Genomic DNA, 13,672 nt, shown 5'->3' on the forward strand with positions numbered 1-13,672 from the left:
TGGAGCGCAACTAGCCGTGCAGATTGACGACAGATTACGACGTGCGGCCCTGGCCGAAGCCCTGGCGGCGGTCGGGGCACGGCGGCGCCGGCCGGTGCGCTACGCCTGTGTGGCTGAGCGCTGGGCAAAAACCGGCTTGCGTCGATCGGACCTGGACCACTGTGTCGATCGCCTGGTCCAGCGCCGAGGTGCCTGTCTGCGTTTTGCTGCGGGGCAGGGCGACTGGCTGCTTTCACTCACGCCTGCAGGCGCCAGTCAGCTGCGCAAGCAGCGAGCGTTGTGGTCGCCGGCGGGCCTGCGCAATGCGCTGAGTTTGCGGCGGCGGCGCTTGCGCCAGCGCGCCCGTCAGGTCTGCGCTGGGACCGTGGTGAGGCCCTCAGTGGAGCGCCGCCAACCGGCTTAGCCGCTTGGGGGCGCCGCTCCCTTTGCAGGGCAAGGCCCACAACCGGTGCGCAGGCACCGGCTGTGGGTCTGAAGCAGCCTCGCCCGCAGGGCTACTAGTCTTGCTGCGCTTGCACCCAGTCATTGACGCGGCCTTCGAGCAGGTCCAGCGGCATGGCGCCGGCGCCCAGCACGGTGTCGTGGAAGCCGCGGATGTCGAATGCATCGCCCAGTGTGGCTTCGGCCTCTTCGCGCAGTTGCTTGATGCGTAGCTGTCCGATCTTGTAGGCGAGCGCCTGGCCCGGCCAGACGATGTAGCGGTCGACTTCCACCGTAATGTCGTGTTCGGTCTTGCCGGCATTCGCCTTGAAGAAGTCGATGGCCTGTTGGCGCGACCAGCCCAGCGCGTGCATACCGGTATCCACCACCAGGCGGATGGCCCGCCACATTTCATAGGTCAGTGCACCGAATTCGGAGTAGGGGTCGGTGTAAAAGCCCATCTCCTTGCCCAGGCTTTCGGCATAAAGCCCCCAGCCTTCGACGAACGCGGTGTGCCCCCAGCCATAGCGGCGGTACCAGGGCAGATCGCCCAGCTCCTGCTGAATGGCGATTTGCAGGTGATGGCCCGGCACCGCCTCATGCAGCGTCAGCGCTTCCATCTCCCACTTGGGGCGGGTGTCCAGTGCGTAGGTATTGGCGAAGAAATTGCCCGGCCGGCCGGCTTCCAGCGAACCGGGCTGGTAGTAGGCCGTCGTCTGGGATTTTTCGGCATAGGCCGGCACCGGCACCACACCGTAGGGCGTGCGGGGCAGATGCCCGAACAGTTTGACCAGCTCGGGGTCGGCGCGCTTGGCGATGTCGCGGTAGGCGCTTAGCAGGGCCTCGGGCGTGTCGAAGTAGAACGCTGGGTCACTGCGCAGTTTGTCGAAGAACGACGCCAGGTCACCGGCATGGCCTGTCTTGCGCATCACGGCGATCATGGCCTGGCGGATGCGGCGGACTTCGGCCAGGCCGATGTCGTGAATCTGCTGCGGTGTCAGATCTGTTGTGGTCCGAACCTTGACGTTATGCGCGTACCAGGCCTCGCCATCGGGCAGATCGGTCATGGCGATGGACTCGCGCGCGCGCGGCAGGTAGACCGTGGTGAAGAACTCATGCAGACGCATGAAGGCCGGACGCAGCTCGGTGCGGTACAGGGCTTCGGCGCGCTGCTTCAACAATGCCTGCTGGTCGGCGGATATCGACTCGGGCATGCGCTGGAACGGAGCCAGCAGCGGGCTGTCGGCCGGCGTTTCAGGAATCTGATTGAGGATTTGCTGCGGGACTTCACGCAGCGTGATCCGCGGCGGGGTGGCCCCCACTTCCAGGCCGCGTTGCAGCCAGATCAAGGTGTTGTCGACCAGTGACTCAATGCCATCCATACGGCTGAGTAGCGTCTGGTAATCATCGACGCTGCGGGTTGGCATGATCGAGAGAATCTGGGCCAGGTTCTGATGAATGCCGGAGAGCTGGTTGATCGGCATCTCATCATTGAAGAACCGCTGCGAGGCGACGTCCATGCGCAGTTGGCTGACGATCAGGTCGTAGTTGAAGCGCGTTTCGGCATCCAGAGCCCGGCGATCAATCGATTCCAGAATCTGCAGCGACCGCCGCGTGTCTGCCTCGCGGCGGCGCGTGGCCACGCGGGAATTGTCGGTCCAGCGATCCTGGTAGCGGTCGATACCGAAGTAGGTCCCGAACTCCGGTTGCTCCAGCAGCACCCAGTCGAAGTACAGATCCGTCAGGGCTTTAAAACGGGCGGCCTCGCTCTCTGCACTGCCGGGCTCGGCCAGCGCCGCTTCGCGTTCCAATAGCGCCTGTCGCTCGCTGGTGTAATCGGCCCAGGCCACGGGTGCGGCCAGCAGGCAAAACGCGGTTAGCCATCCAAATCGTCTCAACATTTTGTCTCCCCTCCCCAAGCAATCCGTGCGGGTCAGGCGCTGGCGCGCTGAGCCCGTGAGCGACGCGCATGGACCGCGCCGGCCAGCTCCCGCAGCAAGCCGTCGGAATCCTCCCAGCCGAGGCAGGCATCGGTAATGCTTTGACCGTAGGTCAGCGACTCGCGCGGGCCGATCTTCTGATTGCCTTCGACGAGATGGCTTTCGATCATCACGCCCATGATGCGGGCATCACCACCGGCGATCTGCCGGCCCACGTCTCGGCCCACATCCATTTGCAGCCGATGTTGCTTGCGGCTATTGGCGTGGCTGAAGTCGATCATGATGCGCGGCGGCAGATCAGCCGCCTCGATCAGTTTGGCTGCGGCATCGACACTGTCGGCGTCGTAGTTTGGCCCTGAGGCCCCGCCGCGCAGGATGACATGCGTGTTCGGGTTGCCCGTGGTGTTGAAGATGCCGGTCATCCCTTCCTTGGTCATGGACAGGAAGTGATGCGGATGCTGTGCGGACATCACGGCGTCGGCCGCGATTTTCACGCTGCCATCCGTGCCGTTCTTAAAGCCCACCGGGCAGGACAGGCCCGACACCATCTCGCGGTGAACCTGGGATTCCGTCGTGCGGGCGCCGATGGCGCCCCAGCTGACCAGATCCGCCACGTACTGCGGCGTGAGGATGTCCAGGAACTCCACACCCGCGGGCACCCCCATGTCATTGAGGTCGATGAGTAGTTGTCGCGCCGTGCGCAGGCCCTTGTTGATGCGGTAGCTCTCGTCGAGGTCCGGGTCGTTGATCAGCCCCTTCCAGCCCACGGTGGTCCGGGGCTTTTCGAAGTACACCCGCATCAAAATGAGCAGGTCTTCGCCCAGGGCTTCGCGCAGTGGCTGCAGCCGCCGGGCGTAATCAATGGCGGCCTCGGGGTCATGAATCGAGCAGGGGCCCACCACGACCAGTAGCCGATCATCGTCGCCGGTGAGCACTCGCTGGACTTCGGTCCGCGTGCGCGACACCAGGTCGCTGGCGGCTTCGGTCAGCGGGTGCTCGGCCTGGATCAGAGCCGGCGTGGCGACCGGGCGGATGGAGTCGATGCGCAGATTTTCGGTGGGTTGCATGGTGAGGCTGCCAGAACTGTCGGATCGCAAAGGGTCGCCATGCTAGCAAAGTGGCTCGCTATACTTCAGACCTTCAAAGCCCGTCGAGACGAACGGGATCACGCAGACGGCCCGTCGATCTGGGTCGGGGCGAGCGGGCCGGATGCCATGCGGGTGGATGGCCTGCCCATACCCTTGCCGGCAGACGGCCGGTGAGCGACAGAAGGTTGCGAAGGAATGCGATATTCACTCTGGCCGGCATTGGCCACTCTGCTTTGCGCGCCCACAACCACGCTGGCCTACGAGCCGGTGGGGTTTGCTCACAGCAATCAGCACGTGCTGATGCAGGTCCAAGGCCTGCCCGAATTGGGGCGCGCATTGGCTCCCGAGGAAGGGCAAGCCGGCTGGGCGCTAGATCTGGATTGGACCAGCGAGTACACCGCCGATAGCAGCGGCGCTGCCGGCATGCCTGGCAGCGAGGCCATCGTGCTCGACGCGGAGACCGTCAACCTGGGCCTACGCGGTTCGGTTCGCTTGGGTGGCTGGCTGCTGGAGGCCGATGTCCCCTACATCACGCATAGCGGCGGTGGTCTCGATGGCTTCATCGACGACTGGCATGACTTCACCGGCCTACCCACCGGTGGGCGTGAGCAGGCGCCAAGAGACCGGCTGCTGATCCGCTACGAGCGTGATGGCCAGGCGGTCATCGATCTGCAGCAGGCCACGGGCGGGCTGGGTGATATCCAGCTGGGTGTCGCAAGGCCGGTCGGGCAGACCGTGGTGCGCATGGCGGTCAAACTGCCGACGGGGGATGCCGACAAGCTGACGGGCAGTGGCGGGCTGGGCGGCAGCATGACCGTCGATTTCCGGGGTCCGGCCGGGGACTGGTGGGGCACCTGGGGCGGCGTGGGGGCATTGGTCATGAGCGACGGTGATTTGCTGCCGCGGCAGCAACGGCGCTGGGCGGGAGTCGGCGCACTGGGGCTGGGTTTGCGCCTGCACGAGCGGTTGGAGGCCAAAGTGGAGCTTTACGGCCATACGCCGTTGTATCAAGATTCCGCGCTTGGCCAGCTTGCCCGGGGCGCGCTGGTCATCACGACCGGGGGTGCCATTCGCCTCTCGGACAAGACATCGCTGGATTTTGCCGTCGCCGAAAACCCGGTCGCCAAGAGTTCGCCGGATGTGAGTTTCCACTTCGCGCTGCGGCATGCCATCTAAAACGTCACCGCCTCCCCGGCTGGCGCCATTTCTTCAATCGGGTTCGCCATGTCCCCAAGCAGCAAGCTGAAGCTCCACGGTTTCAACAATCTGACCAAGAGCCTGTCGTTCAATATTTACGACGTCAGCTATGCGCGCACTGCGCAGCAGCAGAAGGAATACATCGAGTACATCGATGAGGCCTATAACGCCGAGCGGCTGACCGGGATTCTGACCGAGGTCGCGCATATCATCGGCGCCAACATCCTCAACGTGGCCCGTCAGGACTACGAGCCGCAGGGTGCCAGCGTCACCATGCTGATTTCCGAAGAGCCCGTCGATGGGCCTGAGAAGGAATCGGTGGTCGCGCATTTGGACAAGAGCCACATCACGGTCCACACCTACCCCGAAACGCATCCCGATCACGGCATCTCCACCTTCCGGGCCGATATTGACGTGTCGACCTGTGGCGTGATCTCGCCGCTCAAGGCCCTGAACTATCTGATTCACAGCTTCGAGTCCGACATCGTCATCATGGACTACCGGGTGCGCGGCTTTACGCGCAACGTGCGCGGTCGCAAGCACTTCATCGATCACAAGATCGACTCCATCCAGAACTTCCTGGACCGGGGAACCAAGGAGCGCTACCAGATGGTGGACGTCAACGTGTACCAGGAGAACCTGTTTCACACGAAAATGCGGGTCAAGGAGTTCGATCTCGACGACTACCTGTTTGGCGAGGGCGTGAAGGACTTGGACGAGAAGACCCAGCGGCGGATTCGCCGGCAGGTTCACCACGAGTTCGAAGAGATTTTCTACGGGCGCAACATGCCCAAGTGATGCCCGCGCGGCGCATCCGCGTCGCCCCAGCATCCACATGCACCCATGACCACCACCACTCGTATCGCTCTGGCACCCACCGGCTGGCTGACCGATGTTTGGCTGGTCGGCCTGGGCGTGCTGCTGCCGCTGGGCTACTGGTTGCTGAGCAGTGCCCTGGGGTTGCCTGTGGCGGGCCTAGCCATTGCCGCGGGTGTGGGGCTGCTTTGGGTGGTGCTGGGCATGTGGATGACCCGCGCCAGTCGGCTGGACATCCACGACGGCCGGCTAATCCTGAATGCGGGGGGGCTGTTCCGTCACGAACTGGCACTGGACAGCCTGCGCCTGGATCAGGTGCAGATTCACTACCCGCCGCGTCATCTGGGACAGATGCTGGGCCCGCGCGCACGCGGGGTGTCACTGCCCGGGGTGCACCTGGGCTGGTTCGCCATGCCGTACGGCCGGGTGTTCGTCGTGGGACCCGCCCTGACGCCTGTGCTGGAAATCCGCACCACAGACGGCGGGCTGTTGCTGACGGTGGATAACCCACAGGACGCCCTGACGCGCTTGCACGCGGCGCGGCGCTAGGCCAGCAGCCGTCCGGGCGCGCCGTCTGTTTCGGCGCGCCGGGCCGCAGCAGCCCTCTGAAGCAACGCGTGGCCGGGCCAGCGCCCACGCCACAGCCCGGCGGCCGAGGGGCCGCCTCAGAAACGGACGATCAGACCCAGTAGGCCAGCGAGGTCATCAGCTTGGCCACGCCGCGCATGGCCAGGCGCACGGGGCCGGGGAGTTCGATGCCGCCGGCCGCGCGGGCCGCCGCGCCGTGGGCGGCTTCGTCGGCGCTCATCTGGGCGACGATCGCCCGGCTGCGGGCATCCTCGGCGGGCAGGCGATCCATGTGGCTGTGCAGATGCTCCTCCACCTGGCGTTCGGTCTCGGACACAAAGCCCAGGCTGACCCGGTCGCCGACACGGCCGGCCATGGCCCCAATGGCGTAGGAACCGGCGTACCACAGCGGGCCCAGCCGGCTCGGGCGGCTATCCAGTTCGCGCAGCCGCTCGGCGCACCAGGCCAGATGGTCTTGTTCCTCGACCGCGGCCTCGAGCAAATGCTTGCGCAGCGATGGGTCGCGGGTGACCGATGCCTGCCCGTGGTACAGCGCCTGGGCCGCAACCTCGCCGGCGTGGTTGACGCGCATCAGCCCCGCAGCATGCGCCCGGGCCACGCCCTCCAGCGGCGCGCCCATGGCGTCATCCGCAGGCTTTGGGCTGGGCCGCGCGCCCTTTGGGTCCGGCGCTAGCGCCACTTCGAGGCCGCGTTGGGCGGCCACCATCCATCGGTCAAAACTCGTCAACTGGCGCGTGCTCATGGGTATGATCTGGGCGATTCGTGGAGCAGAAGTTGAAATACTGTGCCTGTCACGATGCCGCCACGCCGGCGGGCGCGGCAAGCCGTGAGGAACGGGCAATCATGCGTGTTTTAGCAGCTGATGGCATTGCCCGCTGCCCTGGCTTCCTCCTGTGCCATAACCTCCAGATGATCCCTGAATGAATCTCAGTCCAGACCGACTCGAAGACGCCCTGTCGCGCGGACTCGCGCCGCTTTATGTGGTCGCCGGTGAAGAACCTCTGTTGGTGACCGAATCCGCTGATGCGATCCGCGCCGCGGCCAAGGCAGACGGGTACACCGATCGGCGCGTGCTGCATGCCGAGTCAGGCTTCGACTGGTCCGAGCTGCGGGCGGCGGGGCAGGCCCTGTCGCTGTTTGCGGAAAAGACGCTCATCGAGGTGCATTTGCCGACCGGGTCGCCGGGGCGTGACGGCGGCGCGGCGATCAAGGCCGCTGCCGAGCAGCCGCCACCGGACACGGTCATCCTGATCATCTGCGCCGAGCTGGACAGCCGCAGCCGCAATAGCGCCTGGTTCAAGGCGGTCGACAAGCGCGGGGTCACTCTCTACGCATGGACGCCCAAGGGCCGCGAGCTGACACGCTGGCTGGAGCAACGACTGCGCCGCGAGGGCCTGAGCGCCGAACCGGATGCCCTCAATCTGCTGGCCGAGCGTGTCGAGGGCAACCTGCTGGCCGGATCACAGGACATCGCCAAGCTGGCGCTTCTGCACCCCGGCGCACGTGTCACCGCCGAGCATATGGCCGATGCCGTCGCCGACCATGCCCGGTTTGCGGTGTTCGACCTGCTGGACAAGGCCCTGGCCGGCCCGCCTGAAGCGGCGCTGCGCACGCTGGACCGACTGCGGGAAGAGGGCGTGGAACCGTTTCCGATTGTGGCCCTGCTGGCGGCCGAGCTGCGCAAGCTGGCACGGGTGGTCAGCGCCCGGGATGCCGAGGCCGTCTGCGCGCAGATTGGTGTGTTCCGCCGCCGGATACCCCTGATGGTGCAGGCCGCGCGTCGACACTCGCCGGCATCTGTACGTTGGATGATGGCCGTCGCCGGCCGTGCGGACCGAGGCGCCAAAGGCGTGGATCGACATGATCCCTGGGACGACTTGGTAACATTGGTCTGGGTTTTGTCCGCTGGCCGCGAGGCGCGGGGCTGGATGGCGGCTTCTGCCGCGCAGCTGGAACCCAGAATTGCCTGATGCCCGTCGGCTTCCGCGTGATCCGCGGACCGAAGCTAGCGAGACGCGAAGACCATGAGCGACACCCTGACCGCCGTCGAAATTGAAGATGTTGCGCAGTACATGCGCGACGTGGGCGGGCGTGCGCGCGCGGCTGCGCGACGCATCGCCGTGGCTGAACCTGGCGCCAAGAACGCGGCGCTGCTGGAATTGGCCGAGCGCATTGTCTCGCAGCGCGAGCGCATCATCGCCGCGAATCAGCGGGACATGACCGCAGGCCGAGCGGCCGGACTGGATGCGGCACTGCTGGACCGTCTGGAACTCACCGACGCCCGCATCGAGGCCATGGCCGATGGCGTGCGCCAGATTGCCGGCCTGGCCGACCCGGTCGGGGCGATCTCCGATCTGGCTGCCCGGCCGTCGGGTATTCAGGTTGGGCGCATGCGTGTGCCGCTGGGGGTCATCGGCATCATTTATGAATCACGCCCGAACGTCACGGCCGACGCCGCGGCGCTTTGTCTCAAGGCCGGGAATGCGGTGATTCTGCGTGGGGGGTCGGAGGCGATTCACTCCAACCAGGCCATTGCCGCGCTGATCGGGGAATCACTGGAGGCGGCAGGCTTGCCGGCGACGGCCGTGCAGGTGGTGGAAACCACCGACCGGACCGCCGTGCGTCATTTGCTGACGATGCCCGAATTCGTCGATGTCATCGTGCCGCGGGGCGGCAAGGGACTGGTCGCATTCGTCGCCGAGCATGCACGTGTACCGGTCATCAAGCATCTCGACGGTATCTGCCACGTGTACATCGATGCAGCCGCCGATGCCGATAAGGCCGTCGCGGTCGCAGTGAACGCCAAGACCCAGCGTCTGGGGACCTGCAATACCTTGGAGACGCTGCTGATTGCGCGCTCCCGAGCGGCCGAGTTGCTACCCAGACTCGCCCAGGCCTACCGCGATGCGGGCATTGAACTGCGTGGCTGCGAGGCGGCTCGGGCTATTGTCGATGACATGCTGCCCGCAACCGATGAGGACTGGGCCACCGAGTATCTGGATGCCATCTTGTCGATTCGTGTGGTGGACGATGTCGATGCCGCCATGGATCACATCGCCCGTTACAGCTCCGGCCATACCGAGAGCATCCTCACGGAAGATCTGGGCACCGCGCGTCGTTTTATCCGCGAGGTCGATTCCAGCTCGGTGATGGTCAATGCCTCGACCCGCTTTGCCGATGGGTTCGAGTATGGGCTCGGGGCCGAGATCGGCATTTCCACCGACAAGATTCATGCCCGTGGCCCGGTGGGGCTGGAAGGGCTGACCTCGCAGAAATACGTGGTGTATGGCGATGGCCATTGCCGGTATTAAACGCCGCAGGGCCATGACCGGAGCGGCCCGCTGAGCGCGCCCATCGGCATTCTCGGTGGCACGTTCGACCCCGTGCACCTGGGCCATTTGCGGATCTGCGTGGAACTGCGCGAGCGGCTGGGGTTGGATCATGTCCGCCTGGTGCCGAATCGCGTGCCACCGCATCGTGATGCGCCGCGTGCCAGTGACCAGGTTCGCGCCCGCTGGATTGCCGACGCGATCGCCGACGAGCCCGGCCTGGTGCTGGACACGCTGGAGCTGGAGCGCGAGGGGCCGTCCTACACCGCCGATACCCTGGCCAGCCTGCGCGCCCGATTCCCGGACCGGCCGCTGGTTTGCGTGCTGGGCCAGGACGCCTTTGATGGCCTGGTCACCTGGCACCGCTGGGAAGACATCGGTTCGTTGGCACATGTCGTGGTCGTGCCTCGCCCAGGGACGCCGCGTTCGCCGGTGGAGTCGCTGCCGGGACTGACGCGCACCGACCGCGTTGAAGATTTGCATGACCGCCTGCAGGGATGCCTGCTGGCGGCGGACGTGACCCCGTTGGCCGTGTCCTCCACCCAAGTGCGTCGGCTGCTGGTGCAGGGACGCAGTGTTCGCTATCTCGTGCCAGACCCGGTCTGGCGCGCGCTAAGGGCGCGCTGATTGAATCGCGCCGCCCGGACGGAGCCGGTTTCCCGCAAGCCTTGGAGCAGGCGGCCACTGGGCGGTGCGAATGAAACAGCGTTTCCTTTACTCAAACCCGGAGCAATCCCCACAAGTCTATGACGCTTGACGAACTGACCCACCTGGCCGCCGAGGCCATCGACGATCTCAAAGGGCGCGATCTGCGTCAGCTTGAGGTTGCCGATCTGACATCCGTGACCGACCGCATGCTGCTGGTCACCGGCACTTCCAACCGCCACGTCAAGTCCATCGCCAACGCGGTGATCATGGCCTCCAAGCAATCGGGCCGAAGGCCGCTGGGCATCGAAGGGCTGGACCAGGCCGAGTGGGTGCTCGTGGACCTGGGCGATGTGGTGGTGCACGTCATGACCGCGCAAAGCCGCGCTTTCTACCAGCTGGAGAAGCTCTGGAGTGCGCCCGGCGAGGGGGACATCAGCGAGCCTGAAGCCGGCAGTGAGGATCTCGGCGCCGGATCCTGATGCGGATTCGCCTGATCGCCGTGGGTCGGCGCATGCCCAAATGGGTGGTCGCCGGCTATGAAGAATTTGCCAAACGCCTGCCACGCGAGTGTCGGCTGGAGCTGGTCGAACTCAATCCTGGTGACCGGAGCGGCGGCGATGTGCAGCGGGCCCGGCAGACCGAGGCCGACCGGATTCTGGACAAACTGGGCGAGCGCGACCATGTGATAGCCCTGGATGAACTGGGCCGGGAGGCGACGAGTGCCGGCTGGGCGGACGCCTTCGAGTCCTGGTTGCACAGTGGCCGTGATGTGGCCTTCATCATCGGAGGTCCCGACGGGCTGGATGAGCGTGTGCTTCAACGTGCCGATCACACATGGGCGTTGGCGAAGATGACTTTGCCGCACGCGCTGGTTCGCGTCGTCGTGGCCGAGCAGGTCTACCGGGCGTGGAGCATCGTCTCCGGTCACCCGTACCATCGCTAGTCCGGCGTCGGGCTGCCGGCCGCGGGTAGCTCGCAGCGCATGTAGCAGCTATGCGGGTCGAGCCGGTAGCCAGCAAATGGCGGGCAGGGTGTGAACCCGTGTCGCGCGTAGAGCCGCCGCGCGGGTGCATAGGCGGCTGCGGTGCCGGTTTCCAGGCTGAGCCTACGCAAACCGGAGGCGACTGCGGTCGCGAGCAGATGCGCCATCATGGCATCGCCCACACCGCGGCGGCGCCAGGTCGCGACCGTGCGCATGGATTTGATCTCCGCGTGTTCGTCGTCCAGCGACTTCAGCGCGCACATCCCCACCAGGTCGGTCTTGGCCCAGACGGACCAGAACTGCATGTCCGGCGCTCGGAGGCCGTCGAGGTCCAGCGCATGGATGCTGTCGGCCGGCGAATGTTCGGTCGCCGAGTGCAGATGGGTTCGCAGCAAGGCCAGGACATCGGGCTGGTTCAGCCCGCCGGCGCGAAAGTCCAGGCGTGGCAGCGAGTCCGAGCCGGGTGCCCGGGGTTCTGGGTCGGTCGAATGCAACATCACGCCAAGCGGTCCGGAAGTGGTCTGCCCCCAGCTTAGCCGCTTGCGGGTGCAAAGGGCCGGTGACAGGGCGACCATGCGATAATTTCTTGCATGAACAGTCGCTTGCTTTCTTCGACCGAATTACCCGACATCGACTTCTACCTGGCCTCGGGGTCGCCACGGCGGCGCGAGTTGCTGGCGCAGGCGGGGTATCGCTTTGCTGTTGAGGTGTCCAACGTGGATGAAACGGCCGACATCCCCGAGGCCGATGTGCTCGTGGTGGCACTGGCCGAGCGCAAGGCGGCAGCCGTGGCCGAGCGTGTGGAGGGGCTGGTCCTGGCCGCTGACACCGTGGTGGAAATCGATGGCGATGTGCTGGGCAAGCCCCGGGATGCAGCCGACGCGGCCGCCATGCTGCGGCGCATGTCGGGTCGGTCACATCGCGTGTTGTCCGGTGTGGCGCTGGCGCATGCTGACGGCATCGACAGCCTATTCACGGTCACGGCTGTGGAAATGGACGTTTGGAGCGAAGCTGACATCGAAGCCTATTGGCGATCCGGCGAACCGGATGGCAAGGCTGGTGCGTACGCCATTCAGGGCATTGCAGGCGGCTGGGTCAAGGCGATCGAAGGCAGTTATACCGGCGTGGTCGGCCTGCCCATGGCCGAAACCCGGCAATTGCTGGCGGCCCACGGGGTGACGGCGGTTTGCGCATGAGTACCGAAATTCTGGTCAACGTCACCACCCAGGAAACCCGCGTCGCGCTGGTTGAAAGCGGGCTGGTCCAGGAGGTCTTCGTCCAGCGTGAATCCCGGTACAGCGTCGTCGGCAATCTCTACAAGGGCGTGGTGCGGCGCGTGCTGCCCGGTATGCAGGCAGCGTTTGTCGATGTGGGCCTGGAGCGCACGGCGTTTCTGCATGCCCACGACATCATCCCCAGCGACGAAGCCTCGGTGGGTGAGGAGCCGGCGATTAATGAGCTGGTTCATGAAGGTCAGGATGTGCTGGTCCAGGTGGTCAAGGACCCGCTGGGGACCAAGGGCGCACGCCTGACCACCCAGCTGAGCATTCCGTCCCGGTACCTGGTGTTGCTGCCGTACTCGGACCATGTCGGCATCTCCGCGCGTATCGAAGACGATGGCGAGCGGGGCCGGCTGAAGACGGCCCTGGAGCAGGTGCTGGCCGAGGAGCAAACCACCACGGGCTTCATCGTGCGCACGGCCGGCGAGGGTGCTTCGCTGGAAGCGCTGCGCTCGGATGTCCAGTTTCTGACCAAGCTGTGGGATTCGATTCGCCGCAGCGCCAAGGATGCACCTAAGGCCTCCATGGTTTACGGCGATCTGCCGATGGTGATGCGGATTCTGCGCGACCTGTTGGGCACGGACGTCGACCGGGTGCGTATCGACGCCCCGGAGAGTTACGAGCAGGTCGTGCGTTTTGCGCGCCGGTTCATTCCCGAGGCTTCCGATCGCATCGAACTATTCGATGGCGAGGGGCCGATTTTCGATCTCTACAGCGTTGAGGACGAGATCAACCGGGCGCTGGATCGCAAGGTCATGCTCAAATCCGGTGGTTATCTCATCATCGACCAGACCGAGGCGATGACCACGGTGGATGTGAACACCGGTTCGTTTGTCGGCCATCGCAATCTGGAAGAGACGATCTTCAAGACCAACCTGGAGGCCGCACAGTCATTGGCGCGCCAGCTCAGGCTGCGCAACCTCGGCGGCATCATCATTGTCGATTTCATCGACATGCAGGACGAAGAGCACCGCAAGCAGGTGTTGCGCGTGCTGGAGCGGGCCATGGCCCGCGACCCTGCCCGCAACGCCATTTCGGGTGTTTCGCCGCTGGGACTGGTGGAGATGACGCGTAAGCGGACCCGCGAATCGCTGGAACATATTCTCTGCGATGCCTGTCCCACCTGTGGTGGCCGCGGCTCGGTCAAGACCGTCGAAACGGTGTGCCACGAGATCTTCCGGGAGATCATGCGCAGCGCCCGTCAATTCGAGGCCAGGGAAATGTTGGTCATGGCCTCGGCGGAGGTCATTACCCGCCTGCTGGAAGAGCAGTCCACGGCCCTGGCCGAGCTGGAGGATGCCGTCAGTTTGCCGGTGCGTCTGCAGGCCGACCCCGTGTATACCCAGGAGCAGTTTGATGTGGTGCTGGTCTAGTCCAGCCGCCG

General features: G+C 65.3%; 15 protein-coding genes. 11 read left to right on the forward strand and 4 right to left on the reverse strand.

What is annotated here, in order from left to right:
* The first annotated feature begins 16 nt into the window (after positions 1-16).
* Entirely contained in the window at positions 17-403 is a 387-nt protein-coding gene (locus DEH80_RS03280) for a hypothetical protein (protein WP_109719055.1), read from the forward strand.
* A gap of 94 nt (positions 404-497) precedes the next feature.
* On the opposite strand, the gene DEH80_RS03285 is transcribed toward DEH80_RS03280, so the two are convergent.
* Both DEH80_RS03285 and DEH80_RS03290 read right to left on the reverse strand, forming a co-directional pair.
* Positions 498-2,321: a DUF885 domain-containing protein gene (locus tag DEH80_RS03285; protein ID WP_109719056.1), complete on the reverse strand. Its 1,824-nt coding sequence runs from the start codon at positions 2,319-2,321 to the stop codon at positions 498-500.
* 32 nt (positions 2,322-2,353) lie between these two features.
* Positions 2,354-3,427: a 3-deoxy-7-phosphoheptulonate synthase gene (locus tag DEH80_RS03290; RefSeq protein ID WP_109719057.1), complete on the reverse strand. Its 1,074-nt coding sequence runs from the start codon at positions 3,425-3,427 to the stop codon at positions 2,354-2,356.
* Between the two features lie 216 nt (positions 3,428-3,643).
* On the opposite strand from DEH80_RS03290, the gene DEH80_RS03295 reads away from it, so the two are divergent.
* From DEH80_RS03295 to DEH80_RS03305, 3 genes are read left to right on the forward strand one after another with little or no spacing between them, the layout of a single operon-like run.
* Positions 3,644-4,624: a DUF3187 family protein gene (locus DEH80_RS03295; protein WP_109719058.1), complete on the forward strand. Its 981-nt coding sequence runs from the start codon at positions 3,644-3,646 to the stop codon at positions 4,622-4,624.
* 48 nt (positions 4,625-4,672) lie between these two features.
* Positions 4,673-5,443 (forward strand): adenosylmethionine decarboxylase, encoded by a 771-nt coding sequence (gene speD / locus DEH80_RS03300; protein WP_109719059.1) that lies wholly within the window; start codon positions 4,673-4,675, stop codon positions 5,441-5,443.
* A 45-nt stretch (positions 5,444-5,488) separates the two neighbouring features.
* A complete protein-coding gene (locus DEH80_RS03305) occupies positions 5,489-6,010 on the forward strand; it encodes a hypothetical protein (protein ID WP_109719060.1) in 522 nt (173 codons plus the stop codon).
* A 130-nt stretch (positions 6,011-6,140) separates the two neighbouring features.
* Here DEH80_RS03305 and coq7 read toward each other — a convergent pair whose 3' ends face one another.
* Positions 6,141-6,791 carry a 2-polyprenyl-3-methyl-6-methoxy-1,4-benzoquinone monooxygenase gene (gene coq7, locus DEH80_RS03310; RefSeq protein ID WP_109719061.1) on the reverse strand — a complete coding sequence of 217 codons (651 nt, stop codon included), beginning with the start codon at positions 6,789-6,791 and terminating at the stop codon, positions 6,141-6,143.
* A gap of 178 nt (positions 6,792-6,969) precedes the next feature.
* Here coq7 and holA point away from each other — a divergent pair, with 178 nt between their 5' ends.
* The 5 genes from holA (at position 6,970) to rlmH (ending at position 10,969) form a co-directional block, all read left to right on the forward strand.
* Positions 6,970-8,019, forward strand: a complete 1,050-nt coding sequence (gene holA / locus DEH80_RS03315) for a DNA polymerase III subunit delta (RefSeq protein WP_109719062.1) — start codon at positions 6,970-6,972, stop codon at positions 8,017-8,019.
* A 54-nt stretch (positions 8,020-8,073) separates the two neighbouring features.
* The gene (locus DEH80_RS03320) at positions 8,074-9,360 is read left to right on the forward strand and encodes a glutamate-5-semialdehyde dehydrogenase (RefSeq protein ID WP_109719063.1); all 1,287 of its coding nucleotides are present in this window, start codon (positions 8,074-8,076) and stop codon (positions 9,358-9,360) included.
* A 48-nt stretch (positions 9,361-9,408) separates the two neighbouring features.
* Entirely contained in the window at positions 9,409-10,005 is a 597-nt protein-coding gene (gene nadD, locus DEH80_RS03325) for a nicotinate-nucleotide adenylyltransferase (RefSeq protein ID WP_279323111.1), read from the forward strand.
* Between the two features lie 119 nt (positions 10,006-10,124).
* On the forward strand, positions 10,125-10,505 hold the full coding sequence (rsfS, locus tag DEH80_RS03330) for a ribosome silencing factor (RefSeq protein WP_109719065.1): 381 nt from the start codon (positions 10,125-10,127) through the stop codon (positions 10,503-10,505).
* Complete coding sequence (rlmH, locus tag DEH80_RS03335; protein ID WP_109719066.1) at positions 10,505-10,969, forward strand: 23S rRNA (pseudouridine(1915)-N(3))-methyltransferase RlmH; 465 nt, start codon at positions 10,505-10,507, stop codon at positions 10,967-10,969. The genes rsfS and rlmH overlap by 1 nt, the downstream gene beginning before the upstream one ends.
* On the opposite strand, the gene DEH80_RS03340 is transcribed toward rlmH, so the two are convergent.
* Entirely contained in the window at positions 10,966-11,505 is a 540-nt protein-coding gene (locus tag DEH80_RS03340; protein ID WP_109719067.1) for a GNAT family N-acetyltransferase, read from the reverse strand. The genes rlmH and DEH80_RS03340 overlap by 4 nt on opposite strands.
* Before the next feature lie 93 nt (positions 11,506-11,598).
* Between DEH80_RS03340 and DEH80_RS03345 the strand changes: the two genes are divergently transcribed.
* Both DEH80_RS03345 and rng read left to right on the forward strand, forming a co-directional pair.
* Complete coding sequence (locus tag DEH80_RS03345) at positions 11,599-12,204, forward strand: Maf family protein (protein WP_109719068.1); 606 nt, start codon at positions 11,599-11,601, stop codon at positions 12,202-12,204.
* Positions 12,201-13,661 (forward strand): ribonuclease G, encoded by a 1,461-nt coding sequence (gene rng, locus DEH80_RS03350; protein ID WP_109719069.1) that lies wholly within the window; start codon positions 12,201-12,203, stop codon positions 13,659-13,661. Before DEH80_RS03345 ends, rng begins: the two co-directional genes overlap by 4 nt.
* Positions 13,662-13,672: the final 11 nt, after the last annotated feature.

This window comes from Abyssibacter profundi (genome assembly GCF_003151135.1).
Lineage (GTDB): Bacteria > Pseudomonadota > Gammaproteobacteria > Nevskiales > OUC007 > Abyssibacter > Abyssibacter profundi.

Coding starts and splice junctions, on each gene's coding strand:
- rlmH (WP_109719066.1), top strand. CDS start 10,505: ATGCGGATTCGCCTGATCGCCGTGGGTCGGCGCATGCCCAAATGGGTG.
- coq7 (WP_109719061.1), bottom strand. CDS start 6,791: ATGAGCACGCGCCAGTTGACGAGTTTTGACCGATGGATGGTGGCCGCC.
- holA (WP_109719062.1), top strand. CDS start 6,970: ATGAATCTCAGTCCAGACCGACTCGAAGACGCCCTGTCGCGCGGACTC.
- rsfS (WP_109719065.1), top strand. CDS start 10,125: ATGACGCTTGACGAACTGACCCACCTGGCCGCCGAGGCCATCGACGAT.
- rng (WP_109719069.1), top strand. CDS start 12,201: ATGAGTACCGAAATTCTGGTCAACGTCACCACCCAGGAAACCCGCGTC.
- DEH80_RS03340 (WP_109719067.1), bottom strand. CDS start 11,505: ATGTTGCATTCGACCGACCCAGAACCCCGGGCACCCGGCTCGGACTCG.
- DEH80_RS03345 (WP_109719068.1), top strand. CDS start 11,599: ATGAACAGTCGCTTGCTTTCTTCGACCGAATTACCCGACATCGACTTC.
- DEH80_RS03305 (WP_109719060.1), top strand. CDS start 5,489: ATGACCACCACCACTCGTATCGCTCTGGCACCCACCGGCTGGCTGACC.
- speD (WP_109719059.1), top strand. CDS start 4,673: ATGTCCCCAAGCAGCAAGCTGAAGCTCCACGGTTTCAACAATCTGACC.
- DEH80_RS03290 (WP_109719057.1), bottom strand. CDS start 3,427: ATGCAACCCACCGAAAATCTGCGCATCGACTCCATCCGCCCGGTCGCC.
- DEH80_RS03295 (WP_109719058.1), top strand. CDS start 3,644: ATGCGATATTCACTCTGGCCGGCATTGGCCACTCTGCTTTGCGCGCCC.
- DEH80_RS03320 (WP_109719063.1), top strand. CDS start 8,074: ATGAGCGACACCCTGACCGCCGTCGAAATTGAAGATGTTGCGCAGTAC.
- DEH80_RS03285 (WP_109719056.1), bottom strand. CDS start 2,321: ATGTTGAGACGATTTGGATGGCTAACCGCGTTTTGCCTGCTGGCCGCA.